The sequence below is a fragment of the Streptomyces sp. NPDC032091 genome, from assembly GCF_055580265.1.
Genome location: NZ_JBVILR010000003.1, coordinates 158567 through 182526, shown reverse-complemented (window position 1 = coordinate 182526; position 23960 = coordinate 158567). Strand labels below are relative to the sequence as shown.

Annotated in this window: 22 protein-coding genes and 2 tRNA genes; 19 read left to right on the top strand and 5 right to left on the bottom strand. The window is 71.2% G+C overall.

Features of this window, described 5'->3' with window-relative positions; genetic code table 11:
• The first annotated feature begins 210 nt into the window (after window positions 1-210).
• Together ACZ5NJ_RS06620 and ACZ5NJ_RS06615 are read left to right on the top strand one after the other, a co-directional pair.
• Window positions 211-699 (top strand): ribose-5-phosphate isomerase, encoded by a 489-nt coding sequence (locus tag ACZ5NJ_RS06620; protein ID WP_468763465.1) that lies wholly within the window; start codon window positions 211-213, stop codon window positions 697-699.
• Window positions 700-775: 76 nt separating this feature from the next.
• On the top strand, window positions 776-1582 hold the full coding sequence (locus ACZ5NJ_RS06615; protein WP_468763462.1) for an Fpg/Nei family DNA glycosylase: 807 nt from the start codon (window positions 776-778) through the stop codon (window positions 1580-1582).
• A gap of 21 nt (window positions 1583-1603) precedes the next feature.
• Here ACZ5NJ_RS06615 and ACZ5NJ_RS06610 read toward each other — a convergent pair whose 3' ends face one another.
• Window positions 1604-2842, bottom strand: a complete 1239-nt coding sequence (locus ACZ5NJ_RS06610) for a GNAT family N-acetyltransferase (RefSeq protein ID WP_468763460.1) — start codon at window positions 2840-2842, stop codon at window positions 1604-1606.
• 116 nt (window positions 2843-2958) lie between these two features.
• Between ACZ5NJ_RS06610 and ACZ5NJ_RS06605 the strand changes: the two genes are divergently transcribed.
• The 4 genes from ACZ5NJ_RS06605 (at window position 2959) to ACZ5NJ_RS06590 (ending at window position 6475) form a co-directional block, all read left to right on the top strand.
• Window positions 2959-4104 carry a SpoIIE family protein phosphatase gene (locus tag ACZ5NJ_RS06605; RefSeq protein WP_468763457.1) on the top strand — a complete coding sequence of 382 codons (1146 nt, stop codon included), beginning with the start codon at window positions 2959-2961 and terminating at the stop codon, window positions 4102-4104.
• 141 nt (window positions 4105-4245) lie between these two features.
• The gene (locus ACZ5NJ_RS06600; protein WP_468763455.1) at window positions 4246-5634 is read left to right on the top strand and encodes a pyridoxal phosphate-dependent decarboxylase family protein; all 1389 of its coding nucleotides are present in this window, start codon (window positions 4246-4248) and stop codon (window positions 5632-5634) included.
• Window positions 5631-6092 carry an HD domain-containing protein gene (locus ACZ5NJ_RS06595; protein ID WP_468763452.1) on the top strand — a complete coding sequence of 154 codons (462 nt, stop codon included), beginning with the start codon at window positions 5631-5633 and terminating at the stop codon, window positions 6090-6092. Before ACZ5NJ_RS06600 ends, ACZ5NJ_RS06595 begins: the two co-directional genes overlap by 4 nt.
• 188 nt (window positions 6093-6280) lie before the next feature.
• Entirely contained in the window at window positions 6281-6475 is a 195-nt protein-coding gene (locus tag ACZ5NJ_RS06590) for a hypothetical protein (RefSeq protein ID WP_079426944.1), read from the top strand.
• A 67-nt stretch (window positions 6476-6542) separates the two neighbouring features.
• Here ACZ5NJ_RS06590 and ACZ5NJ_RS06585 read toward each other — a convergent pair.
• A tRNA-Gly gene (locus tag ACZ5NJ_RS06585) sits at window positions 6543-6613 on the bottom strand.
• A gap of 178 nt (window positions 6614-6791) precedes the next feature.
• Here ACZ5NJ_RS06585 and ACZ5NJ_RS06580 point away from each other — a divergent pair.
• The 5 genes from ACZ5NJ_RS06580 to clpX all read left to right on the top strand — a co-directional run bounded on the left by ACZ5NJ_RS06580 (window position 6792) and on the right by clpX (window position 11499).
• Window positions 6792-6868, top strand: a tRNA-Pro gene (locus ACZ5NJ_RS06580).
• Between the two features lie 165 nt (window positions 6869-7033).
• Window positions 7034-8419, top strand: coding sequence for a trigger factor (gene tig / locus ACZ5NJ_RS06575; protein ID WP_468763449.1), 1386 nt, complete (start codon window positions 7034-7036; stop codon window positions 8417-8419).
• 276 nt (window positions 8420-8695) lie between these two features.
• The gene (locus ACZ5NJ_RS06570; protein WP_365145081.1) at window positions 8696-9313 is read left to right on the top strand and encodes an ATP-dependent Clp protease proteolytic subunit; all 618 of its coding nucleotides are present in this window, start codon (window positions 8696-8698) and stop codon (window positions 9311-9313) included.
• 77 nt (window positions 9314-9390) lie between these two features.
• Window positions 9391-10059: an ATP-dependent Clp protease proteolytic subunit gene (locus tag ACZ5NJ_RS06565; RefSeq protein ID WP_358892916.1), complete on the top strand. Its 669-nt coding sequence runs from the start codon at window positions 9391-9393 to the stop codon at window positions 10057-10059.
• Between the two features lie 153 nt (window positions 10060-10212).
• Window positions 10213-11499, top strand: coding sequence for an ATP-dependent Clp protease ATP-binding subunit ClpX (gene clpX, locus ACZ5NJ_RS06560; protein ID WP_395508898.1), 1287 nt, complete (start codon window positions 10213-10215; stop codon window positions 11497-11499).
• Between the two features lie 72 nt (window positions 11500-11571).
• Here the strand turns inward: clpX and ACZ5NJ_RS06555 are convergent, their stop codons facing one another.
• Window positions 11572-12501 (bottom strand): hypothetical protein, encoded by a 930-nt coding sequence (locus tag ACZ5NJ_RS06555; protein ID WP_468763444.1) that lies wholly within the window; start codon window positions 12499-12501, stop codon window positions 11572-11574.
• 92 nt (window positions 12502-12593) lie between these two features.
• A complete protein-coding gene (locus tag ACZ5NJ_RS06550) occupies window positions 12594-13220 on the bottom strand; it encodes a hypothetical protein (protein ID WP_468763441.1) in 627 nt (208 codons plus the stop codon).
• A 98-nt stretch (window positions 13221-13318) separates the two neighbouring features.
• Here ACZ5NJ_RS06550 and ACZ5NJ_RS06545 point away from each other — a divergent pair, with 98 nt between their 5' ends.
• Window positions 13319-15940: a valine--tRNA ligase gene (locus ACZ5NJ_RS06545; protein ID WP_468763438.1), complete on the top strand. Its 2622-nt coding sequence runs from the start codon at window positions 13319-13321 to the stop codon at window positions 15938-15940.
• A gap of 157 nt (window positions 15941-16097) precedes the next feature.
• Window positions 16098-17246 carry a sensor histidine kinase gene (locus ACZ5NJ_RS06540; RefSeq protein ID WP_468763435.1) on the top strand — a complete coding sequence of 383 codons (1149 nt, stop codon included), beginning with the start codon at window positions 16098-16100 and terminating at the stop codon, window positions 17244-17246.
• Between the two features lie 20 nt (window positions 17247-17266).
• On the opposite strand, the gene ACZ5NJ_RS06535 is transcribed toward ACZ5NJ_RS06540, so the two are convergent.
• Window positions 17267-18316, bottom strand: coding sequence for a rod shape-determining protein (locus tag ACZ5NJ_RS06535; RefSeq protein WP_468763433.1), 1050 nt, complete (start codon window positions 18314-18316; stop codon window positions 17267-17269).
• Window positions 18317-18434: 118 nt separating this feature from the next.
• On the opposite strand from ACZ5NJ_RS06535, the gene folC reads away from it, so the two are divergent.
• The 6 genes from folC to mreD all read left to right on the top strand — a co-directional run bounded on the left by folC (window position 18435) and on the right by mreD (window position 23949).
• A complete protein-coding gene (gene folC / locus ACZ5NJ_RS06530) occupies window positions 18435-19961 on the top strand; it encodes a bifunctional tetrahydrofolate synthase/dihydrofolate synthase (protein ID WP_468763431.1) in 1527 nt (508 codons plus the stop codon).
• Between the two features lie 6 nt (window positions 19962-19967).
• Entirely contained in the window at window positions 19968-20318 is a 351-nt protein-coding gene (locus ACZ5NJ_RS06525) for a DUF4233 domain-containing protein (RefSeq protein ID WP_468763429.1), read from the top strand.
• 64 nt (window positions 20319-20382) lie between these two features.
• The gene (gene ndk, locus ACZ5NJ_RS06520) at window positions 20383-20793 is read left to right on the top strand and encodes a nucleoside-diphosphate kinase (RefSeq protein ID WP_361136923.1); all 411 of its coding nucleotides are present in this window, start codon (window positions 20383-20385) and stop codon (window positions 20791-20793) included.
• Between the two features lie 306 nt (window positions 20794-21099).
• Entirely contained in the window at window positions 21100-22119 is a 1020-nt protein-coding gene (locus tag ACZ5NJ_RS06515) for a rod shape-determining protein (RefSeq protein ID WP_008738981.1), read from the top strand.
• Window positions 22120-22284: 165 nt separating this feature from the next.
• The gene (gene mreC, locus ACZ5NJ_RS06510; RefSeq protein WP_468763426.1) at window positions 22285-23232 is read left to right on the top strand and encodes a rod shape-determining protein MreC; all 948 of its coding nucleotides are present in this window, start codon (window positions 22285-22287) and stop codon (window positions 23230-23232) included.
• A gap of 12 nt (window positions 23233-23244) precedes the next feature.
• Window positions 23245-23949, top strand: a complete 705-nt coding sequence (gene mreD, locus ACZ5NJ_RS06505; RefSeq protein ID WP_468763424.1) for a rod shape-determining protein MreD — start codon at window positions 23245-23247, stop codon at window positions 23947-23949.
• The last annotated feature ends 11 nt before the right edge of the window (window positions 23950-23960 follow it).

Below are 23960 nucleotides of genomic sequence, written 5' to 3'. Positions count from 1 at the left end.
CTTTGGTTCTCGGGTGGAGAGTTCCGGCATTCAAACCCGATTTCCGGCCAGTACGGAAGACCTTCTTCCGATGGTTACCCGAGGCCCCCATCCCGTGACCAAGGTCCCGACCCCTCCTGTCTGCGTTCTTTGGGTTTACTTGAGGTTTAGAAGTGATTTATGCGACACCCCTCCGCCCTCCTCCGAGGTCCCGCATGCCACACTCGACCCATGCGCGTGTATCTCGGTTCCGACCATGCCGGTTTTGAGCTCAAGAACCACCTCGTGGACTGGCTCAAGAACAACGGCCACGAGCCCGTCGACTGCGGGCCCCACATCTACGACGCGGTGGACGACTACCCGCCGTTCTGCCTGCGCGCCGCGGAGAAGACCGCCGCGGACGCCGACAGCCTCGGCATCGTGATCGGCGGCTCCGGCAACGGCGAGCAGATCGCCGCCAACAAGGTCAAGGGCGTCCGCGCCATCCTCGCCTGGAGCGTGGAGACCGCGAAGCTCGGCCGCGAGCACAACAACGCCAACGTCATCTCCGTCGGCGGCCGCATGCACACCCAGGACGAGGCCACCGCCTTCGTCGAGGCCTTCCTCGCGACCCCGTACTCCGACGAGGAGCGCCACACCCGCCGCATCGACATGCTCTCGGCCTACGAGCAGACCGGCGAGCTCCCCCCGATCCCGGCCCACCACCCGCAGGACCAGTAGGCCGCCACGCCGTGCCGCCGGACGCCGGCCGTCCGGCGGCACGCCGCTTCCGCATGTGACACAGGAGCAGGGAACCGTGCCCGAGGGCCATACGATCCACCGCCTCGCCCAGGACCACACCGAGCGCTTCGCCGCCCGCCCGGTCCGGCTCAGCAGCCCCCAGGGACGCTTCGCGGAGAGCGCGGCCCTGCTCGACGGCCGCGAGCTGGAGAGCGCGGAGGCCCACGGCAAGCACCTCTTCCTGGAACTCGGCGACGCCTGGATCCACATCCACCTCGGCCTCTTCGGCAAGCTCGGCTTCGGCCCCGCCCCGGCCCCGCCGGCCACCGACACCGTGCGGCTGCGCCTGCTGAACGACGACCACTACGCGGACCTCCGCGGCCCCACGGCCTGCGCCCTGCTCACCGAGGCCGAGAAGAAGGCGATACACGACCGCCTGGGCCCCGACCCGCTGCGCCCGGGCGACGACCCCGGCCGCGCCTGGGCCCGCGTCTCCCGCAGCCGCACCACCGTCGCCGCCCTCCTGATGGACCAGAAGGTCATCGCGGGCGTCGGCAACGTCTACCGCGCCGAGGTCCTCTTCCGGCACGGCATCGACCCCTACCGCCAGGGCCGGGACCTCACCCGCGCCGAGTGGGACGCGATCTGGGCCGACCTGGTGGAACTGATGCGCGAGGGCGTCCGCCGCAACCGCATCGACACGGTCCGCGACGAACACCTCCCGGAGGCCATGGGCCGCCCGCCCCGGGTCGACGACCACGGCGGCGAGGTCTACGTCTACCGCCGCGCGACGCTCCCGTGCCACATCTGCGGCACCGGCATCCGCACGGCCGACCTCGCCACCCGCAACCTCTTCTGGTGCCCCACCTGCCAGACCCGCTGACCACCGGGGGAGCGATCCAGGCTAGAAGTTGTGCGGGAGCCACGGGGCGACATCCCCCGCGAAGGCCCGCGAGGCCTCCCGCAGGGCCCCCGGCCGCAGCTCCCGAACACGGCCGGCCGCCGCGAGGGACGCCAGCGTCACCCCGCCCAGGTACGCCGACCCCAGCTCCCGCGCGGACAGCGCCAGCTCGGCGGCGTCCTCCGTGCGGACGCACCGCACCCCGCCCCCGTCCCCGGCGGCCGTCAGCCGCCACCGCCCCGCGTTCCACGGACAGAACGCGTCCTCCACCTCCAGCACCACGTCCACCGCCGCCCCGTACCCCCGCGCCTCCAGCGCGCCCGGCAGGTCCACCACCCGCAGGTGCAGCGCGTCCCGCTGCCACGCGCGGATCCGCCGGACGTCGCCGACCAGGTGCAGCAGCGGATCGTCCACCGGCCGCCGGGACGCCCGTACGTGCCAGGTCAGGTCGATCTCGAACAGGTACCGCCACAGCGCCGCGTACGCCGCCGGGTCGACCGCGTCCACCGCGCCGACCAGCACCTTGCCGTCCGCCCCGGCCGGCTCCCAGTCCGGCCGCACCCGGTACCGCGCGTACCCGACGACCCCGCCGGCCGCGTCCTCCGCCACCACGCACTTCAGCGGCGACGCCCCCTCCCGCCGCGACTCCGGGTCCAGCAGCGCCAGCCGCTCCCACCCCGGCTGCCGGGCCGGCATCCCCGGCCGGCCCGCGACCAGCGTCCCGTACACCCGCTCGCAGTCGTCCAGCGCCTTCAGCGGATCCACGAGCCGCAGCCGCACCGCGTCCGTCCCCGGCGGCACGTGCAGCCGTACGCGCGTGGTGTCGATGTCCACCGACAGGTCGTACGCGGCCGTGCCGTAGCCGAATCGCCCGTAGATCTCCGGCTCCGAGGCCGTCAGCACGGCGACCGGCTCGCCCCCCGCGCGGACGTCGTCCAGCTGGCGCCGCATCATCGAGGTCAGCACGCCCCGCCTGCGGTGGGTCGGGGCCACCCCGACCATGGTCACTCCCGCCGCCGGGACGACCGCCCCGCCCGGCACCGACAGCCGGAAGCCGAAGGACCCGGCCGAACCGACACAGGTCCCGCCGTCCCAGACGCCGAGCGAACGGTCGGGCTCCGTCAGGGACCGGTAGAGCGTCCGCTCCTCCGGGGACTCGGGCACGCCGCCGAACGCCAGTTCCAGATGGTCGTACCAGACATCCCACTCATCAGCCTGCAATACGCGCGTATCAAGAGCCATAGGGCCATCCCTACCAGGGCCGAACGGCCCGGTCGAACCCTTTTCGGGCCCTCGCGCCCCCGTGGAACGGGGGTACCCCTGCGCGCGCCCGGCCATGATGGATAGGGTCCCGAACGATGGCCGGAGCACGCGTGGAGACGCTCATGGCCCGGGCGCGCATGCTGTCGCACCGGGCCCGCACAGCCCTGCGCAAGTCCGCCGTCGACTACTTCCGCGGGGACGCCTCCGACTGGCTGGCCTTCGGGGGCCTGCTGCTGACCGTGCCCGCCATCGCCTGCGGCACGCTGCTGCTGCCCGTGTGGTTCTCCCCGTCGGCGCTCGTCCTGCCCATCGTGGCCGGCGGCCTGCTGCTGCGGCCCGCCAGCCTGCTCGGCCTCTACGCCGCCTCCGCCACCGCCCTGATCGTCGAGGCCCTGGCCCTCGGCCCGTACACCGAGGGGCCGGCCCGGGTCACCCCCGGAACCGTCCTCGTCGTCGCCGCCTGCGGCTTCTTCGGCCTGATCATCGCCCAGTTCCGCAGCCGCGTCGGCGTGCCGTGGCGGCGCGGCGGCACGATGCTCTTCGACCTCCGCGAACGCATCCGGGTGCAGAGCAAACTGCCCGCCCTGCCGCCGGCCTGGCACCGCGAGATGGCCCTGCGGCCGGCCGGCGGCCAGTCCTTCTCCGGGGACTTCGTCGTCGCCGCCCGCACCAACGGCGGACGCACGCTGGAGGTCGTCCTCACCGACGTCTCCGGCAAGGGCATGGAGGCCGGCTCCCGGGCCCTCCTCCTCTCCGGCGCCTTCGGCGGGCTCCTCGGCGCCCTCCCGCCCCAGGACTTCCTCCCCGCCGCCAACGGCTACCTGCTCCGCCAGGACTGGGACGAGGGCTTCGCCACCTCCATCCACCTGGTCCTGGACCTGGAGACCGGCGACTACGAACTCCTCTCCGCCGGCCACCTCCCCGCCCTCCAGCTGTCCGCCGGCACCGGACGCTGGCAGGAGAAGTCCGGCGAGGGCCCGCTCCTCGGCGTCTACGACGGCGCGGAGTTCGAACCGGCCCGGGGCAACCTGCGGCCCGGCGACGTCCTGATGCTCTTCACCGACGGCCTGGTCGAGACCGCCGACCGCGAGATCAGCGAGGGCATCGACCGGCTGACGGGGGAGGCGGACCGGTACGTCGCGGCGGGCTGGGAGGGCGCGGCCTGGCACCTGATCGAAAAGGTCGCGAAGGACGTCAACGACGACCGGGCCCTCCTCCTGATCCGCCGCGCCGCCTTCTGAACGCGCCGCTCGCGCCGCTCGGCGCCGGGGCGCCCCACCGGCTCCGCTGCGCTGCGGCACCCGTCCCCAGGCCGGACGGACCGGGCCACCCGGGCGGGATTGGCACGTTCCCGGAGCCTCCGCCAGGGTTACCGTCCGCCCATGGACGCCACCCTCGCCGCCGACCTCGCCCGCCTTCCCGCGCTCCTCGACGCCACCCGCGACGCCGCAGCCGAGGCCCTCGCCCGGCTGGGGGAGCGGCCCGTCGTGCCCCCGCAGGACGGGCCGCCCGAGCCCCGCCCCCTCCCCGCCCACGCCACCGGCGCGACGGCCGCGCTCGCCGAGTTCCGGGCCCGCTGGGAGCCCCGCCTCTCCGCCTCCGCCGGCCCCCGCTACCTCGGCTTCGTCACCGGCGGCGCCACCCCCGCCGCCCTCGCCGGGGACTGGCTGACCGCCGTCCACGACCAGAACTCCAACTCCGCCCTCGACGGCGCCGGCCAGCACCTCGAACGCGAGACCGTCGGCTGGCTGCGCGAGCTCTTCGGCCTGACCCCCGCCCACACCGGCACCTTCGTCAGCGGCGCCACCCTCTCCAACACCGTCGGCCTCGCCCTCGCCCGCGAATGGCTCGGCGAGCGCCTCGGCGTCTCCCCGGCCCGCGACGGCGTCGCCGCGCTCGGCCCCGTCCGCGTCCTGTCCGGCGCCCCGCACTCCTCCATCGCCAAGGCCCTCTCCGTCCTCGGCCTCGGCCGCGCCGCCCTCGTGCCGGTGCCCACCCTGCCCGGCCGCGAGGCCGTCGACCCCGCCGCCCTGGACCGGGCCCTCGCCGACACCCCCGGCCCGGCCGTCGTCGTCGCCAACGCCGGCACCGTCAACACGGTCGACTTCGACGACCTCCGGGCCGTCGCCGCGCTCAAGGACCGCCACGACTTCTGGCTGCACACCGACGCCGCCTTCGGCGCCTTCGCCGCCCTCTCCCCGGAGCACGCCCACCTCACCGCGGGCCTCGACGCCTCCGACTCCGTCTGCGTCGACCTCCACAAATGGCTCAACGTCCCCTATGACAGCGCCGTCCAGTTCACCCTCCGCCGCGACCTCCAGACCCGCGTCTTCGCCAACTCCGCCGCCTACCTCGGCCCCCTGGGCGCCGACCCCGACCTGGTCCACCTCACCCCCGAGAACTCCCACCGGCTGCGCGCCCTGGCCGCCTGGTTCACCCTGCGCGCCTACGGCCGCGAGGGCCACCGCGAGATCGTCGAACGCGACACCGCCTGCGCCCGCGCCCTCGGCGAGCTCCTGGAGGCGGACCCGGCCCTGCGCCTGCTCGCCCCCGTACGCCTCAACGTCGTCTGCTTCACGCTCGCCGACGCCCCCACCCCCGAACGGCTCGCCGCCCTCCGCGAGGCCGTCGCCGACGAGGTCTTCGTGACCCCCACCGTCCTCGGGGGAACCCCCGCCCTGCGCGCCGCGTTCTCCAACTGGCGTACGACGCACGCCGACGTACGCCGGGTCGCCGAAGCCCTCCGCAGGGCAGCGAAGGAGATCGCATGACCGACCGGAGCAGCTTCCTCACCCTCGCCGAGGTCGAGGCCCTGGCCCGCTCCGCGCACGCGGGCCAGACCGACAAGGCCGGCCGCCCCTACGCCGAGCACCTCGCCGCCGTGGCCGAGGGCGTCCGCCTGCGCGGCGGCAGCCCCGGCCAGCAGGCCGCCGCCTGGCTGCACGACTCCGTCGAGGACGACGCGCTCAGCGGCGAGGAGCTCGCGGCCGCGGCCCTCCCCCAGGAGGTCAAGGACATGGTCCTGGCGCTCACGAAGCGCCCCGGGGAACCGGTCGAGGAGTACACGGCCCGCATCCTCGCCACCCCCGGCGCCGTCCTCGTCAAGGAGGCCGACCTCGCGCACAACGCGGACCCCGTACGCCTGTCCGTACTGGACGCGGCCACCCGCGACCGGCTGACCGCCAAATACGCCCGCGTCCGCTCCCTCCTCGGCATCACCGCCCCCTGACCTCCCGCCCGGCGCTCCCCTCACGCCCGAAATGTGCCCGGTTCGCGTCCGCTTGGCGGGAAAGGTGTGTGGTCGTTTCGTCACGGGGCGGATAGGAGGGCCCGGTTGGTGGGAGGATGGTCCATGTGGGGGTGTGCACGGGCGTGACCCCCGGGCCGGCCAGGGGACGACCGAAGGTGTGATCAGAAGTGGCCATTTCGCTGTCAGTGGTGGTTCTGTTGGCGATCATTCTGGTGATCCTGATCCGCGGCAAGCACATGAAGGCGGGCCCGGCGATCGTCGCCGTCCTCTTCGGCTTCTTCCTCGCGTCCAGTTCCATCGCCCCGGACGTCAACCGCTTCCTGAACTCCCTCGCGGACACCATCGCCGGCATCAAGCTCTGAGGGGTCCCCGGACAACGCGTCAGGGCCGGGCCGAGGAGGTTCCTCGACCCGGCCCTGAGCCGTTGAGAGCGGGTGACGGGAATCGAACCCGCGTAGCTAGTTTGGAAGACTAGGGCTCTACCATTGAGCTACACCCGCACCGCGCGCCACAGGTCCGTGGGACCGCGGCACGGACAGCATCCTAGCGGGTCGCGCGGGGGGAGTGCACACCGCTTTCGAGCGCCGCGTCCCTTCCCGCCCCCCGCGCGCGTGCGCCCGGCGGGGAAACCGGGGGCGCCGGAGCGTCTTCGGGCATGTACCCTACGTGTCGCACCGACGGGGTGTGGCGCAGCTTGGTAGCGCGTCCGCTTTGGGAGCGGAAGGTCGTCGGTTCGAATCCGGCCACCCCGACCACCAGCAGTGTCCCCACGAAGATCGCGTTGTGGGCTGATTGCCGCTTGCGGTTACTATGCAAGCTGCGTGCCCGTGTGTCTGATGTACCGGGCCGAATCCGCCGAGGCCGCTGAATCGCAGCGATCCGGCAGAACCCCCAGCAGTCAGCCACAAGGAGACCGAACCGTGAAGAGCGCCGTGGAGACCCTGAACCCGACTCGGGTTCGGCTCACTGTCGAGGTGCCCTTCGAGGAGCTCAAGGACAGCCTCGACGCGGCGTACAAGAAGATCAACCAGCAGGTCACGGTGAAGGGCTTCCGCAAGGGCAAGATCCCGAACCGGGTCATCGACCAGCGCTTCGGCCGCGGTGCGGTGCTGGAGGAGGCCGTCAACGACGCCCTCCCGAAGTTCTACACCGAGGCGGTCAACGAGGCCGACCTGAACCCGCTGGGCCAGCCCGAGGTCGACATCACCGAGCTGAAGGACGGCGAGCTGCTGGCCTTCACCGCCGAGGTCGACGTCCGCCCCGAGATCGAGATCCCGGACTACTCCGGCATCGAGGTCGAGGTCGACGCGGTCGAGGTCTCGGACGAGGACGTCGAGAAGTCGGTCGAGCAGCTGCGCGGCCGCTTCGCGTCCACCAAGGACGTCGAGCGCGCGGCCGCCGAGGGTGACGTCGTCACCATCGACCTGGAGGCCAAGGTCGACGGCGAGGTCCTCGCGGACGGCGTCGCCACCGACGTCTCCTACACCATCGGCTCGGGCGAGCTCCTCGACGGCATCGACGAGGCCGTCAAGGGCCTGGAGGCCGGCGGCGAGGCCACCTTCACCTCGCAGCTCAAGGGCGGTTCCGCCGAGGGCAAGGACGCCGAGGTCACCGTCAAGGTCACCAAGGTCTCCGCCCGCGAGCTGCCGGAGCTGGACGACGAGTTCGCCCAGATGGCGAGCGAGTTCGACACCCTCGACGAGCTGAAGGCCGACAGCCGCAAGCGCCTTGAGAACATGAAGCAGTACGACCAGGCCACCCAGGCCCAGGAGCGCGTGCTGGAGAAGTTCCTGGAGCTCGCCGAGATCCCCGTCCCCGAGAAGCTCCTCGAGGACGAGGTCAACACCCGCAAGCACAACCTGGAGCACCACCAGCTCGGCCAGATGGGCCTGAACCTGGAGAAGTTCCTGGAGATCCAGGGCAAGACGGTCGAGGAGTTCGACGCCGAGACCCGCGAGCAGGCCGTCAAGGGCATCAAGACCCAGTTCCTGCTGGACGCCCTGGTCAACAAGGAGAAGCTGGGCGTCAACCAGGAGGAGCTCACCGAGCACCTCATGCGCCGCGCGCAGTCCTCCGGCATGTCCCCCGACCAGTTCGCCCAGGCCGTCGTCGAGGGCGGCCAGGTCCCGATGCTGGTCGGCGAGGTCGCCCGCGGCAAGGCCCTCGCGGTCGTCGTCGAGGCCGCCAAGGTCGTCGACACCAAGGGTGAGGTCGTCGACCTCTCCGACGACGAGGACGAGGCCGAGACGGCCGCCGAGGCCGCTGTCGAGGGTGACGACGAGGCCAAGGGCGACGCGGCCGAGTAACACCCCGGGCGAAGCCCGCTGAGCAGTGCACAGGAGGGCCCGTACGCAGCCGCGTACGGGCCCTTCCGCGCCCCCTCGGAAAGCCCTCGGGACCTTGCGCTCCGAGCGAACAGTTCGGGAAGCGGGATGGCGTTGTCCGACCTGCGCGTTAGGGTCCATGAATACGAGGGCACGGGACTACCCGGAGCCGGCGGGGCATCGCACCACCGGCCGGTCCGCGCCCCAGAACGAGACGCTGAGACGGCATGTGGCCGTCGGAGACGAGCAGGTGGATACGTGACGAATCTGAAGCCTTACGCCGCGGGTGAGCCGTCCATCGGTGGCGGCCTCGGCGACCATGTCTACAACCGGCTGCTCGGCGAGCGCATCATCTTCCTCGGCCAGCAGGTCGACGACGAGATCGCCAACAAGATCACGGCGCAGCTCCTCCTCCTGGCCGCGGACCCGGAGAAGGACATCTACCTGTACATCAACAGCCCCGGCGGCTCCGTGACGGCCGGCATGGCGATCTACGACACCATGCAGTTCATCCCGAACGACGTCGTCACCATCGGCATGGGCATGGCCGCCTCCATGGGTCAGTTCCTGCTGACCGGCGGCACCCCGGGCAAGCGTTTCGCGCTCCCGAACACCGACATCCTGATGCACCAGGGCTCCGCCGGCATCGGCGGCACCGCTTCGGACATCAAGATCCAGGCCCAGTACCTGCTGCGCACCAAGCAGCGCATGGCCGAGATCACCGCCCACCACTCGGGCCAGACCGTCGAGGCGATCATCCGCGACGGCGACCGCGACCGCTGGTTCACCGCCGAGGAGGCCAAGGAGTACGGCCTGATCGACGACATCATCGCGGCCGCGTCCCTCGCTCCGGGCGGCGGCGGCACCGGGGCCTGACCGTCCCGGGCCCGGCGTACGGCCCCGTACGCCCGCAGGCCGCTCCAGGCAACCCCAGCCCGCAGAACGCCACCAGGATGGTGAACACCCAGATGCAGAACAACTTCTCCGCGAGCGGCCTCTACTCCGGCCCGCAGGTGGACAACCGCTACGTCGTGCCGCGCTTCGTGGAGCGCACCTCGCAGGGCGTGCGCGAGTACGACCCGTACGCGAAGCTCTTCGAGGAGCGCGTGATCTTCCTCGGCGTGCAGATCGACGACGCCTCCGCCAACGACGTCATGGCGCAGCTGCTGTGCCTGGAGTCGATGGACCCGGACCGCGACATCTCGATCTACATCAACAGCCCGGGCGGCTCCTTCACGGCGTTGACGGCCATCTACGACACGATGCAGTTCGTGAAGCCCGACATCCAGACGGTCTGCATGGGCCAGGCGGCCTCCGCCGCCGCGGTGCTGCTCGCCGCCGGTACCCCGGGCAAGCGCATGGCCCTCCCGAACGCCCGCGTGCTGATCCACCAGCCGTCCGGCGGCACGGGCCGCGAGCAGCTCTCCGACCTGGAGATCGCGGCCAACGAGATCCTGCGCATGCGCGACCAGCTGGAGAGCATGCTGGCCAAGCACTCGACCACGCCGATCGAGAAGATCCGCGACGACATCGAGCGCGACAAGATCCTCACGGCCGAAGACGCGCTGGCCTACGGGCTGATCGACCAGATCGTCTCGACCCGCAAGATGAACGCGGTCTGATCCTTGCCGCCAGTAGGCGCGGACGCAGCGCGGGATTCCGCGATGTGAACCGCGTCAAGGGGGCCCCGTACGGGGCCCCCGGCAAGGTACCGTCGGATATGAGGCACCAGGAGCGCTGAACCAGGCGTCTCCCAGGCGAAGGGGAAGCACCTCGTGGCACGCATCGGTGACGGCGGCGACCTGCTCAAGTGCTCGTTCTGCGGGAAGAGCCAGAAGCAGGTGAAGAAGCTCATCGCAGGACCCGGTGTGTACATCTGCGACGAGTGCATCGACCTCTGCAACGAGATCATCGAAGAGGAACTCGCGGAGACCTCCGAGGTCCGGTGGGAGGAACTCCCCAAGCCCCGTGAGATCTACGAGTTCCTGGAGAGCTACGTCGTCGGCCAGGAGCCGGCGAAGAAGGCCCTCTCGGTGGCGGTCTACAACCACTACAAGCGCGTCCAGGCCGGCGAGAACGGCGGCGCGCAGGGCCGTGACGACGCGATCGAGCTCGCGAAGTCCAACATCCTGCTGCTGGGCCCCACGGGCTCGGGCAAGACCCTGCTGGCCCAGACGCTGGCCCGCATGCTGAACGTCCCGTTCGCCATCGCCGACGCCACCGCTCTGACGGAGGCCGGCTACGTGGGCGAGGACGTGGAGAACATCCTCCTCAAGCTGATCCAGGCGGCCGACTACGACGTCAAGAAGGCCGAGACCGGGATCATCTACATCGACGAGATCGACAAGGTCGCCCGCAAGAGCGAGAACCCGTCGATCACGCGCGACGTCTCCGGCGAGGGCGTGCAGCAGGCCCTCCTGAAGATCCTGGAGGGCACGACGGCGTCGGTCCCGCCGCAGGGCGGCCGCAAGCACCCGCACCAGGAGTTCATCCAGATCGACACGACGAACGTGCTCTTCATCGTGGGCGGCGCCTTCGCCGGCCTGGAGAAGATCATCGAGTCGCGCGCGGGCGCCAAGGGCATCGGCTTCGGGGCGACGATCCGCTCGAAGCGGGAGATCGAGGCGAGCGACCAGTTCCAGGAGGTCATGCCGGAGGACCTGGTGAAGTTCGGGATGATCCCCGAGTTCATCGGCCGTCTCCCGGTGATCACCTCGGTCCACAACCTGGACCGCGAGGCGCTCCTCCAGATCCTGGTCGAGCCGCGCAACGCGCTGGTCAAGCAGTACCAGCGGCTGTTCGAACTCGACGGCGTGGAACTGGACTTCGAGCGCGAGGCCCTGGAGGCCATCGCGGACCAGGCCATCCTCCGCCAGACGGGCGCGCGCGGCCTGCGCGCCATCATGGAGGAGGTCCTGATGTCGGTGATGTACGAGGTCCCGTCCCGCAAGGACGTGGCCCGCGTGGTCATCACGGCGGACGTCGTCCGCTCGAACGTCAACCCCACCCTGGTCCCCCGCATCATCCCGAAGGACCAGGGCCCGCACGAGAAGTCGGCGTAGCGGCCTGACCGTTGCACGCGGAAGGGGCGCCCCGGACATCCGGGGCGCCCCTTCCGTTTGCGCGGCGCGCGGTTACTTCTTCACGCGGGCGGTGTTGTAGAGCTTCGCGGCGAAGTCCGCGTCCTGCTCCAGGGTGTAGCCCGGCTTGCCGGTGAGGAAGGAGGCCACGTCGGTGGAGACGACCGTGGCTGCGGTGCTGTAGTCGGCCCAGATGCAGAGCGGGACCGTTGCCTCCTTGGGCCCCTTGGTTGAGGGGTCCTTCGAGGTGGCCTTGACCTCCTGGCACTTCATGACGGCGCCCTTGAACCCGGCGGGGGTCATAGTCTTCGGGCTGCCGATGAGCTGGACGTCCGACTTGCCGTCCTTGGAGAGCTTCAACTTGGCTGAGGCGAACTGTCCGTCGACGGTCTTCTCGGGGTCGGCGATGTCACCGTAGATACCGTTGAAGGTGATGGCCTTGAGCGTAAGCGGGTTCTTCTGGTCGCCGGACACGTAGTCCATGCCCACCTGGGTGGGGTTCTTGATGCCCGCCGCCTCGATCTGCTGCTTCTCCTGCGGGCTGAGCTCCTTCGCCGTGTACTTCGGATCCTTCTGGAACTCACCGACGGACTCCGGGGCCACCAGCTTGTAGCCCTTCGTCGCGTCCGAGACGGAGCCGCCCTTGCCGCCGCCCAGGAACCACCAGCCCGCGCCGCCGATGACGGCCACCACCGCGATCACCGCGATGACCGGGCCCGCCTTCGACTTCTTCGGGGGAGCCGGCGGGGGCATGTAGGGCTGCTGCGGGGGCTGCTGCTGGTAGCCGTACGCGGGCTGCGGCGGGGGCGGGGGCGGGTAGCCGCCCTGCTGGGGGAAGGCCTGCGGGGGCGGGGGCGGGGCCTGCTGGGGGTAGCCGTAGCCCGGCTGCTGGGGCTGCTGGCCGTACGGGCTCGGCGGCTGCTGCCCGTAGGGGCCCGGCTGCTGCGGCTGCTGGCCGTACGGCCCTGGCTGGTTGTAACTCATCCCGAGTCCCCCTGTGAGGTTCCTTATCCGTTTCACACATCCTGGCGGAAGGCCTGTGCGACCGGGGCATCGGGGTCCGGGCCGTTACCGAACTACGACCCGGCCGGTACTTCCATCGCCGCCCGCAGCGCGCGCGTCCGCGCGGCCAGTGCGTCGAGTGTGAGCTGCTTGTTCTCCACCGGGACGGTGACCGTCACCAGGGAGCTGTGGTCCGCCCACATGCACAGCGTGAGCGGCCCCGCCCCGGTCGTCAGCGTCCCGCAGCGCATCGCGCCGCCCGCCGGGGTGCCCGAGTCCTGGGTGACGGCGCCCTCGACGCCCATCTCGTGGAGGCCGGTGGTGAGCACGTGCCCGGGGTCCTCGTCCGTGAAGGCGCCCGCCGCCCCGCTGACCACCAGCTGCGCGCCGCCGGAGCCGTCGGCGTACACCACGGCCACCGGTGTGGTGCCCGGCTTGGCCGCGCCCTGGCCCCGCCTGATCGCGTCCACCCGCGGCCCCGAGTCCTGGAGCGCCAGCTCCTGGAAGGCGGCCGGCGGGACCAGCCGGTAGCGGCCGGCGTCGTCCGGGCCGCCGAGCAGCGCGCTCATGCCCAGCTTCCCGAGGAACACCCCGGCGCCGATGGCCAGCACGGTCACCACCGTGCGCAGGACGAGCCGGCGGCTGCGCGGGGCCGGGGGGACGGGCCGGTAGGGGAAGGGCGGCTGGACGGTGTCGTTCATGAGCGCATGAGAAGCGCCGCGACCGGCGGAGGTCAACGGGAGCGCCCGCGGTGGAATGGATTCGTGACGCGGGCGGGGCCCGCCGTATCCTGTGCCCCGTGACCGAGAACACGCAGACACCCAGTGCCCCCAACTCCGAACTGCCGACCCAGTACGCGCCGGCCGAGGTAGAGGGGAAGCTCTACGAGCGCTGGGTAGAGCGTGGCTACTTCACGGCCGACGCCGCGAGCGAGAAGCCCGCGTACACCATCGTCATCCCGCCGCCGAACGTCACCGGCTCCCTCCACCTGGGCCACGCCTTCCAGCACACCCTCATGGACGCCCTGACCCGCCGCAAGCGGATGCAGGGCTTCGAGGCGCTGTGGCTGCCCGGCATGGACCACGCCGGCATCGCCACCCAGAACAAGGTCGAGCAGCAGCTCGCCGAGGAGGGCAAGTCCCGCCACGACCTGGGCCGCGAGGAGTTCGTCGACCGGGTCTGGCAGTGGAAGGAAGAGTACGGCGGCAAGATCCTCGGCCAGATGCGCCGCCTCGGCGACGGCGTCGACTGGTCGCGCGAGCGCTTCACCATGGACGAGGGCCTGTCCAAGGCCGTCCAGACCATCTTCAAGAAGCTCTACGACGACGAGCTGATCTACCGCGCCGAGCGCATCATCAACTGGTGCCCCCGCTGCCTCACGGCCATCTCCGACATCGAGGTGGAGTACCAGGAGGACGCGGGCGAGCTGGTCTCCATCCGCTACGGCGAGGGCGAGGACACCCTGGTCGTCGCCACCACCCGTGCCGAGACGATGCTCGGTGACACGGCCATCGCCGTCCACCCGGACGACGAGCGCTACCGGCACCTGATCGGCAAGCTCATCAAGCTGCCGCTCACCGACCGTTCGATCCCGGTCGTCGCGGACGCGCACGTCGACCCCGAGTTCGGCACCGGCTGCGTCAAGGTGACGCCCGCCCACGACCCGAACGACTTCGCCATCGGGCAGCGCCACAACCTGCCCAACATGACGATCATGGACGAGCACGGTGTCATCACCGTCCACGGCCCCTTCCTCGGCCTGGACCGGTTCGAGGCCCGGTCCGCGGTCGTCGGCGCCCTGCGCGAGCAGGGCCGCATCGTCGCCGAGAAGCGTCCGTACCTGCACTCCGTCGGGCACTGCTCGCGCTGCAGCACGACCATCGAGCCCCGCCTGTCCCTCCAGTGGTGGGTCAAGGTCGAGACCCTCGCCAAGAACGCCGGTGACGCGGTCCGCGACGGCCGGGTCAAGATCCACCCGCAGGAGATGGAGCGGCGCTACTTCGACTGGGTCGACAACCTCAACGACTGGTGCATCTCGCGCCAGCTGTGGTGGGGCCACCGCATCCCCGTCTGGTACGGCCCGGACGGGGAGGTCGTCTGCGTCGGTCCCGACGAGCAGCCGCCGACGGGCGAGGGCTGGACCCAGGACACCGACGTCCTGGACACCTGGTTCTCCTCCGGTCTGTGGCCGTTCTCCACCCTGGGCTGGCCGGAGAAGACCCCGGATCTGGCCAAGTTCTACTCCACCGACGTCCTGCTGACCGGCCACGACATCATCTTCTTCTGGGTCGCCCGGATGATGATGTTCGGTCTGTACGCCATGGACGGCGAGGTCCCGTTCAAGACCATCGCCCTGACCGGCCTGGTCCGCGACGAGCGCGGCAAGAAGATGTCGAAGTCCTTCGGCAACGTCGTCGACCCGCTGGACTGGATGGACAAGTACGGCTCCGACGCCGTCCGCTTCACCCTGGCCAAGGGCGCCAACCCGGGCACCGACGTCCCGATCGGCGAGGACTGGGTCCAGGCCTCCCGCAACTTCGCCAACAAGATCTGGAACGCCACGCGCTTCGCGCTGATGAACGGCGCGACGATCGAGGGCGAGCTGCCGCCGGTCGAGAAGATGTCGGCGACCGACCGCTGGATCCTGTCGCGCCTGAACAAGACCGTCGCGCAGGTGGACGCGTACTACGAGGACTTCCAGTTCTCGAAGCTGAGCGAGGCCCTGTACCACTTCGCGTGGGACGAGGTCTTCGACTGGTACGTCGAGCTGTCGAAGACGACCTTCTTCGCGGGCGGCGAGGGCGCACAGGTCTCCGGCCGGGTCCTCGGCGAGGTCCTGGACACCATGCTGCGCCTGCTGCACCCGGTCGTCCCGTTCGTCACCGAGACGCTGTGGACCACCCTCACCGGCGGTGAGTCCCTCGTGGTCGCCGACTGGCCCAAGGACAGTGGCTTCCGCGACGAGGCCGCCGAGGCGGAGATCGAGAACCTCCAGGCCGTCGTCACCGAGGTCCGCCGGTTCCGCGCCGACCAGGGCCTGCAGCCGGGCCAGAAGGTCCCGGCCCGCCTGGACCTGGCCGGTACGCCGCTCGCCGCGCACGAGGGTGCCATCCGCCAGCTGCTGCGCCTCCAGCCGGAGGGCGAGGGCTTCAGCGCCACCGCCACCCTGCCGGTCGCCGGCGCCACGGTCGCCCTCGACCTGTCCGGCACCATCGACGTGGCCGCCGAGCGCAAGCGCCTCTCCAAGGACCTCGGCGCCGCCGAGAAGGAGAAGCAGCAGGCCGAGGCGAAGCTCGGGAACGAGGCCTTCCTGGCCAAGGCCCCCGACAACGTCGTGGACAAGATCAAGGGCCGGCTGGCCAAGGCCGAGGCGGACATCGCCCGGATCCAGGCCCAGCTGGACGCCCTGCCCGCCGCCTAGCGGCCGGCAACGCAACGACGTGAAGGGCCCCCGCCGTCGGCGGGGGCCCTTCGCACGTCCGGGGCGGGGACGTACGGCCCCATCGGAGTGCCGTTTATCACGTGATATGTCCACATGGTCGAGCCGATCCCGGGCACGGACCACGCATGATGGGGGCATGCACCTGAAGCCCTCCGTCCCGGTAGTGCACCGGGCCGTGGCCTCCGGGCGCCGGCTCGCCGAGGGCTGGGGCGCCTCGCCCCGGGCGCAGGACGCCCTCGCGGCCCTGAGCTGCCTGGGCCTGATGGCGCTGGACCTGCCGGGCCTGGCCGCCGCCGACAACTCCCTCAACGGCTGGCAGGCGGCCCTGGTGCTGACGGCCGGCTGTACGACCCTGCTGGTGCGGCGCCGGATGCCGTGGGTGCCGTACGTCACCGCCCTGCTGTTCATCGGCTGGCTGCACGAGCTGACGCTGATCCAGTTCGCCCTGTACTCCGTCGGCCGCCACCGGGGCCGGCGGGCCGCGGTCCTCGCCACCACCGGCTACGTGGCCTTCGCGCTCGGCGTCTTCTTCCTGCCGGGCTGGCCCGAGCCCAAGGCGGCGACCCTCAGCTCCTTCCTCAGCCTGGTCGTGCCCATCGGGGTGCTCGCCTCCGCCGTCGGCATCGCCGCCTACCGGCACGACCTGGTGCGCGAGCTGGAGGCCCGACGGGCCGAGGCGGCGGTGCTGACCGCCGTCCAGCAGGAGCGCACGTCCGTCGCCCGCGACGTCCACGACTTCGTCGGCCGGGAGCTGACCCTGCTGACGGTGCGTTCCGAGGTGCTGTCGATGCGGGCGCGCGAGACCCCGTACGCGAAGGACTTCGAGGAGCTGTCCGACACGGCCCGCCGGGCCCACCTGGTGCTGAACGAGATCATCGTCCAGCGCGGGGAACGGGCCGCCACCCCGGGCGTGGAGGGGCTGGCGGCGCTGGCCGAGGAGAGCGGGCGGGCCGGCTCGCCCGTCCGGCTGGTGATGGACCCGCAGGCGCACGCGCTGTCGCCGCTGCGGCAGGCGGCGGTCTACCGGGTGGTGCAGGAGTGCCTGACGAACGCCGCCAAGCACGCGCGGGGGGAGACCATCGAGGTGTCGATCCGCGTGGACGGCCCCCACCTGAGGATCGCCGTCCGCAACGGGCTCCCCGCCCGCACCCCGGGCCGGGCGCCGGTGTCGGCGGGCTCGGGCACGGCGAGCATGGCCGAACGCGTCCGCAGCCTCGGCGGCACGCTGACGGCGCGGCGCGGCGAGGACGCGTACGAGGTCGTCGCCACCCTCCCGCGCGGCTGACCCCCTCCGGGAGCAGCCCGTCAGGCCTTCGCGGGGGACAGCAGCGCGCCCAGGGTGTCCAGGTCCTCCACGCAGCGCCCCGACCCGAGGGCCACGCAGTCCAGGGGCGCGTCGGCGACGAACACCGGGATGCCCGTGGCGGAGGCCACGCGCAGGTCCAGGCCGGGCAGCAGCGCGCCGCCGCCGGTGAGGACGATGCCGTGCTCCATGACGTCCCCGGACAGCTCGGGCGGGCACTCCTCCAGGGTGGCGCGGACGGCGGCGATGATCGCCTCGACCGGCTCGTCCAGGGCGGCCCGTACGTCGGCCGCGGTCAGCTCCAGGGTCCTGGGCATGCCGCTGACCTTCTCCCGGCCGCGCACGGTGAAGGTGCGGGTCTCCAGCTCCGGCCGTTCGGGCACCGGCCAGGCCGAGCCGATGGCCACCTTGACGTCCTCGGCCGTGCGTTCGCCGATGAGCAGGGAGTGCTCCTTGCGCACGTGGTCCGTGATCGCGGCGTCCAGCCGGTCCCCGCCGATCCGCAGGGACTGCGAGGTGACGATCCCGCCGAGGGAGATGACGGCCACCTCGGAGGTGCCGCCGCCGATGTCCACGACCATCGAGCCGCGCGCCTCGGCCACCGGCAGCCCGGCGCCGATCGCCGCCGCCATCGGCTCCTCGATCAGGTGGACGGACCGGGCGCCGGCCCGGGTGGAGGCGTGGACGATGGCCCGCCGTTCCACCGGGGTGACGCCGGACGGCACGCAGATCACCATCCGGGTGCGCGGCCGCCGGCCGGGGACCGCCTTGCGGACGAAGTGCCGGATCATCTCCTCGGCGGCCTCGTAGTCGCAGATCACCCCGTCTCTGAGGGGCCGGATCGCGGTGATGGAGCCCGGGGTGCGGCCGATGGTCTCCTTGGCCTCCGTGCCGACGGCGAGGGCGGTGGTCGTGCCCGCCTTGACCGCGACCACGGACGGCTCATTGAGGACGATCCCGTGTCCGCGGGCGTAGACGAGGGTGTTCGCGGTCCCCAGGTCGATGCCTATGTCACGGCTGGAGGCGGTCTTGTCGGTACTGGCCTGCGGCATTTGTTCCCCAATCTCCCGTCCGCAAGGCTTGCATAACGATCCGGTCGCTTTCGCCGCCGAAGGTCCCGAAACGCCCGGGCCGAAAGTCCCCGGGGCCCGCGTCCGTAGACTGGGGGCTGTGAGTGAGCAGCAGCCCGAGGGCCAGGACCGCGACCGCGACGGCACGTTCGACGAGTTCGACCAGATAGTGGCGGAAGAAGCCGACCGAGACCCCGACCTGGCGGTGATCGAGGCCGGGAGCCGCACCCTGCGCGCCCAGGCCGGCCCGCCCTCGGGCGACCCGGTGCCCGCCCGCCCCGAGGACCCCGAGGTGGCCAAGGCGCTGCTGGAGGTGGAGCAGGAGCTCTCCACCCGCTGGGGCGAGACCAAGCTGGACCCGTCCGTCAGCCGCATCGAGGCGCTGATGGACGTCCTGGGCCAGCCCCAGCGCGCCTACCCGACCATCCACGTCACCGGTACGAACGGCAAGACCAGCACGGCCCGCATGATCGAGGCCCTGCTGAACGCCTTCGAGCTGCGCACCGGCCGCTACACCAGCCCGCACGTCCAGTCCGTCACGGAGCGGATCAGCCTGGACGGGGCGCCGATCAGCGCCGAGCGGTTCATCGAGACCTACCACGACATCAAGCCGTACGTGGAGATGGTCGACGCCGCCGAGGACTTCCGGCTGTCCTTCTTCGAGGTCCTCACCGGCATGGCGTACGCGGCCTTCGCGGACGCGCCGGTCGATGTCGCGGTCGTCGAGGTCGGCATGGGCGGCACCTGGGACGCCACCAACGTGATCGACGCCTCGGTCGCGGTGATCACCCCGATCAGCCTGGACCACACCGACCGGCTGGGCTCCACGCCCGGCGAGATCGCCGGGGAGAAGGGCGGCGTCATCAAGCAGGACGCCACCGTGATCCTGGCGCAGCAGCCGGTGGACGCGGCGCAGGTGCTGCTGAAGCGGGCCGTCGAGGTCGACGCGACCGTGGCCCGCGAGGGCATGGAGTTCGGCGTCGTCTCCCGCGAGGTGGCGGTCGGCGGCCAGATGCTGACCCTGCGCGGGATGGGCGGCGAGTACGACGGCATCTTCCTGCCGCTGTACGGCGCCCACATGGCCCACAACGCGGCGGTCGCGCTGGCCGCCGTCGAGGCCTTCTTCGGCGTCGGCGGGCAGCAGGCGCGCGAGCTGGACGTGGACACCGTGCGGCAGGCCTTCGCCTCGGTGACCTCGCCGGGCCGCATGGAGGTCGTGCGCCGCAGCCCGACGGTGATCCTGGACGCCGCGCACAACCCGGCCGGCGCGCAGGTCACCGCGGAGGCCGTGACCGAGGCGTTCGGCTTCAGCCGGCTGATCGGCGTGGTCGCCGCGAGCGAGGGCAAGGACGTCAGGGGCGTCTTCGAGGCCTTCGAGCCGATCTTCGCGGAAGTGGTCGTCACCGAGAACACCAGCCACCGGGCCATGGGCGCGGACGAGCTGGCCGCGATCGCGGTCGAGGTCTTCGGCCCCGACCGGGTGCAGGTCGAGCCGCGGCTGGACGACGCCCTGGAGGCGGCCGTCACACTGGCGGAGGAAGAGGCCGAATACGGAGGGGCCGGGGTCCTCGTGACCGGTTCCGTGATCACGGTGGGCGAGGCGCGCCTGCTGTTCAAGAGGGGCTGAGGATCGATGCGCACGCTCTGCGCGAGCACGCTGATCGGTGAATTCTTCGTCGTCGGCTTCGCGGGCCTGGTGGCCATGAAGAACCCGGACCTGACCCAGGCCGCGGTGTGGACGGTCTGCGGCGTGACGATGCTGCTGTCGGTGCTGCTGTGCGGGATGCTCTCGCGCCGGGGCGCGGTGGAGCTCGGCTGGGCGCTGCAGATCGGGCTGATCGCGAGCGGTTTCGTGGTCCCGACGATGTTCTTCCTCGGCGCGGTCTTCGCGGGCCTGTGGTGGTGCTCGGTGCACTACGGCCGGCGGATCGACGCGATCAAGGCGAGCTGGGCCGCCCGTCAGGCCGAGGCTGACGCTGCGTGACGGGTCACCGTACCGGCCCTGTAGATTCGCCCTACCGCACCCGTATGCCGCAAGGAGTTGGAACATGACCCAGCGCACGCTCGTCATCCTCAAGCCGGACGCCGTCCGCCGTGGCCTGATCGGCGAGATCATCGGCCGGATCGAGCGGAAGGCCGGCTGGACCATTCCGGCGCTGGAGCTGCGCACGCTGGACCAGGAGACCCTGGAGACCCACTACGGCGAGCACAAGGGCAAGCCCTTCTACGAGCCCCTCATGGGCTTCATGGCGAGCGGCCCGGTCGTCGTCCTCGTGGTCGAAGGGGAACGCGTGATCGAGGGTGTCCGCCAGCTGGCCGGACCCACCGACCCGATCGCCGCGGCGCCCGGCTCCATCCGGGGCGACTTCGGGTCCATCACCCGGGAGAACCTGATCCACGCCTCGGATTCCGAGGAGTCCGCGGAGCGCGAGCTGAAGCTGTTCTTCCCCGCTCTCTGAGCGGCCGCGAACATTCCTTCCTGACGCGACATCAGCCAAATAGCGCTCATGACCTGGGGCGACCGAAGTAATTTCGGTCGCCCTTCGGTATCGCGGGCGGCGTTCGGGAACGCATGGACAGGACACGACGTCACCACTAAGGGGGCGGGTATCCGTTCCGGCGCGATCGCCGGAGTCCCGTCGCGCGATGTCCGTACGTGCGGCACTACGATGGGGCCTCCACCCACACACCCACCTCGCCGACCTGACAGCAGTCGCTATCAACTGGAAGGCCAGACGCTCCTCATGGGGAACAAGGGGAACAACATGTCGTTCATCGGCCGTGACATGGCGATCGACCTCGGGACCGCCAACACGCTGGTGTACGTGAGGGGCCGGGGAATCGTCCTGAACGAGCCGTCCGTGGTCGCCATCAACACGAACACCGGTGGCATCCTGGCGGTCGGCTCCGAGGCGAAGAAGATGATCGGGCGCACGCCCGGCAACATCGTCGCCGTACGCCCCCTCAAGGACGGCGTGATCGCCGACTTCGAGATCACCGAGCGGATGCTCCGGTACTTCATCCTCAAGATCCACAAGCGTCGCTACCTGGCGCGCCCGCGCGTGGTGGTCTGCGTGCCCTCCGGCATCACCGGAGTGGAGCGCCGCGCCGTCATCGAGGCGTCCACGCAGGCCGGCGCCCGCCAGGTGCACATCATCGAAGAGCCCATGGCCGCCGCCATCGGCTCGGGCCTGCCCGTCCACGAGGCCACCGGCAACATGGTCGTGGACATCGGCGGCGGCACCACCGAGGTCGCCGTCATCTCCCTCGGCGGAATCGTCACGGCGCAGTCCATCCGGGTGGCCGGTGACGAGCTGGACAACGCGATCATCCAGCACATCAAGAAGGAGTACTCGCTGCTCCTCGGCGAGCGCACCGCCGAACAGATCAAGATCACCATCGGGTCGGCGTACGACCTCGACAAGGACGAGCACACCGAGATCCGCGGCCGCGACCTGGTCTCGGGCCTGCCCAAGACCGTGGTCATCTCCGCGGCCGAGGTCCGCAAGGCCATCGAGGAGCCCGTCAACGCCATCGTCGACGCCGTCAAGACGACCCTCGACAAGTGCCCGCCGGAGCTCTCCGGCGACATCATGGACCGCGGCATCGTCCTCACCGGCGGCGGCGCCCTGCTGCGCGGGCTCGACGAGCGGCTGCGCCGCGAGACGGGCATGCCGATCCACATCGCCGAGGACCCCCTCGACTCGGTGGCCCTCGGCTCCGGCAAGTGCGTCGAGGAGTTCGAGGCCCTCCAGCAGGTCCTGGACGCCCAGCCCCGGCGGTGATCAAACCCCCGTAACGGGGCATGCGGAACACAAGGATCCGCCGTACGGGTGCTGCCGCGCCCGTGCGGCGGATCGTTGATATACAGGCACAGTCCGGTGCCGCCCCGGCCCCGCCGGAACGGTTCCGCCGCACGAGTTTCTACGAGGAAGGCACGGCCGCCGCACGTGAGGGACACACGAGAGAGCCGGCTGCTCCTGGTACTTCTGATCGCCATCGCGTTCGCGCTGATCACGGTGGACATCAGAGCGGGAGAGGCTTCGCCGGTCGACGGCGCCCGGCGGGCCGCCGCGGCCGTCTTCGGCCCCGTCGAGAAGGGCGTCGCGACCGCCGTGGACCCGGTCGCCAACGCCATAGGGGCCGTACGCGACTCCGACGAGCGCCACAACCGGATCACCGCCCTGGAGCGCGAGAACACCGCGCTGAAGATCAAGCTGGGCAGTGACGACCGGACCCGCAGCCGCATCCGCGAGCTCGACGAGATGCTCAAGCGGGCCGGCGCCGGACAGTACGGCATCAAGGGCGCCGAGGTCATCGGGATAGGAGCGGCCCAGGGCTTCTCCTGGACCGTCACCATCGACGCCGGCAGCAAGGACGGCATCGAACGCGACATGACCGTCCTCAACGGGGACGGACTCGTCGGCCGCGTCGCCACCGTCGGCCCCGACACCGCCACCGTCGTCCTCGCCAACGACCCCGGCTTCACCGTCGGCACCCGGCTGGAGAAGTCCGGCGAACTCGGCTTCGCCACCGGACAGGGCGACCGCGCCCTCTCCGTCCAGATGCTCAACGGCCGCGCCAAGATCAACCCCGGCGACCGGCTCGTCACCTTCGGCTCCCGCGCCAACAAGCCCTTCGTCCCCGGGGTCCCGATCGGCGAGGTCGTCAAGGTGGACCCTTCGCGCGGCGACCTGACCCGCACCGTGTGGGTCCGCCCCTTCGTCGGCTTCTCCCGCCTGGACATCGTCGGCGTCGTCGTCATGCCCCCGCGCGAGGACCCCCGCGACGCCGTCCTGCCGCCCAAGCCCGAGGCGCCCAAGCCCACCCCGACGGTCACCGTCACGGTCGCCCCGTCGCCCTCCGCCAGCGTCTCCGGCAAGCCGGCCGACGAGTAGGAGCTGACCGCCATGCGCATCAACCGGATCCTGCTCGCGGGCTCGCTCGTCTCCGTCGCCCTCGTCCTCCAGGTCACCGTCCTGGGCCGGCTCCAGCTGCCCGGAGCCGTGCCCGACCTCGTCCTGCTGACCGTCGTCGCCCTCGCCCTGGTCTACGGGCACGTCAGCGGGGCCCTCATCGGCTTCGCCGCCGGTCTGCTCACCGACCTCGCCCCGCCCGCCGACCACGCCGCCGGACGCTACGCCCTCGTCCTGTGCCTGATCGGCTACCTCGTGGGCCTCGTCCGCCCCGACAACGGCCGCTTCCGCTCCGCCTGGGGGCCGATGCTGACCGTCGTCGTCGCCGCGATCGGCTCCACGCTCCTGTACGCGGGCGTCGGCGCCCTCGTCGGCGACACCGCCGCCCGCCACGTGGGCCTGGTCGGGCTGCTGTTCACCGCGACCCTCTACGACCTGCTGCTCGCGCCGTTCACCGTGCCGTTCATCATGGCCCTGGCCCGCCGCGCCGAGAACGACCCGATGGCCGTCGAGGCCAACGGCGGACCCCCGCAGGGCAAGGACGTCGCCTCCGGCTGGCTCGCCGGCGGCACCGGGCTGCGCATCGGCAGCCAGCGCGGCGGTCTGCGGATGATGACCGCGCGCGGCCGCGCCAACCGGGCCGGCCGCATAAAGGGCGTCAAAGGTGTCAAGGGCGTGAAGAGCGTCAGGAAGCTGTGACGGGGGAGCAC

Excerpts from the sequence above, each read along its gene's own strand:
- ACZ5NJ_RS06620 (WP_468763465.1), top strand. The coding sequence starts at position 211 with ATGCGCGTGTATCTCGGTTCCGACCATGCCGGTTTTGAGCTCAAGAAC.
- ACZ5NJ_RS06610 (WP_468763460.1), bottom strand. The coding sequence starts at position 2,842 with ATGGCTCTTGATACGCGCGTATTGCAGGCTGATGAGTGGGATGTCTGG.
- ACZ5NJ_RS06605 (WP_468763457.1), top strand. The coding sequence starts at position 2,959 with ATGGCCGGAGCACGCGTGGAGACGCTCATGGCCCGGGCGCGCATGCTG.
- ACZ5NJ_RS06600 (WP_468763455.1), top strand. The coding sequence starts at position 4,246 with ATGGACGCCACCCTCGCCGCCGACCTCGCCCGCCTTCCCGCGCTCCTC.
- ACZ5NJ_RS06595 (WP_468763452.1), top strand. The coding sequence starts at position 5,631 with ATGACCGACCGGAGCAGCTTCCTCACCCTCGCCGAGGTCGAGGCCCTG.
- ACZ5NJ_RS06565 (WP_358892916.1), top strand. The coding sequence starts at position 9,391 with ATGGTGAACACCCAGATGCAGAACAACTTCTCCGCGAGCGGCCTCTAC.
- ACZ5NJ_RS06555 (WP_468763444.1), bottom strand. The coding sequence starts at position 12,501 with ATGAGTTACAACCAGCCAGGGCCGTACGGCCAGCAGCCGCAGCAGCCG.
- ACZ5NJ_RS06550 (WP_468763441.1), bottom strand. The coding sequence starts at position 13,220 with ATGAACGACACCGTCCAGCCGCCCTTCCCCTACCGGCCCGTCCCCCCG.
- ACZ5NJ_RS06540 (WP_468763435.1), top strand. The coding sequence starts at position 16,098 with ATGCACCTGAAGCCCTCCGTCCCGGTAGTGCACCGGGCCGTGGCCTCC.
- ACZ5NJ_RS06535 (WP_468763433.1), bottom strand. The coding sequence starts at position 18,316 with ATGCCGCAGGCCAGTACCGACAAGACCGCCTCCAGCCGTGACATAGGC.
- ACZ5NJ_RS06525 (WP_468763429.1), top strand. The coding sequence starts at position 19,968 with ATGCGCACGCTCTGCGCGAGCACGCTGATCGGTGAATTCTTCGTCGTC.
- ndk (WP_361136923.1), top strand. The coding sequence starts at position 20,383 with ATGACCCAGCGCACGCTCGTCATCCTCAAGCCGGACGCCGTCCGCCGT.
- ACZ5NJ_RS06515 (WP_008738981.1), top strand. The coding sequence starts at position 21,100 with ATGTCGTTCATCGGCCGTGACATGGCGATCGACCTCGGGACCGCCAAC.
- mreD (WP_468763424.1), top strand. The coding sequence starts at position 23,245 with ATGCGCATCAACCGGATCCTGCTCGCGGGCTCGCTCGTCTCCGTCGCC.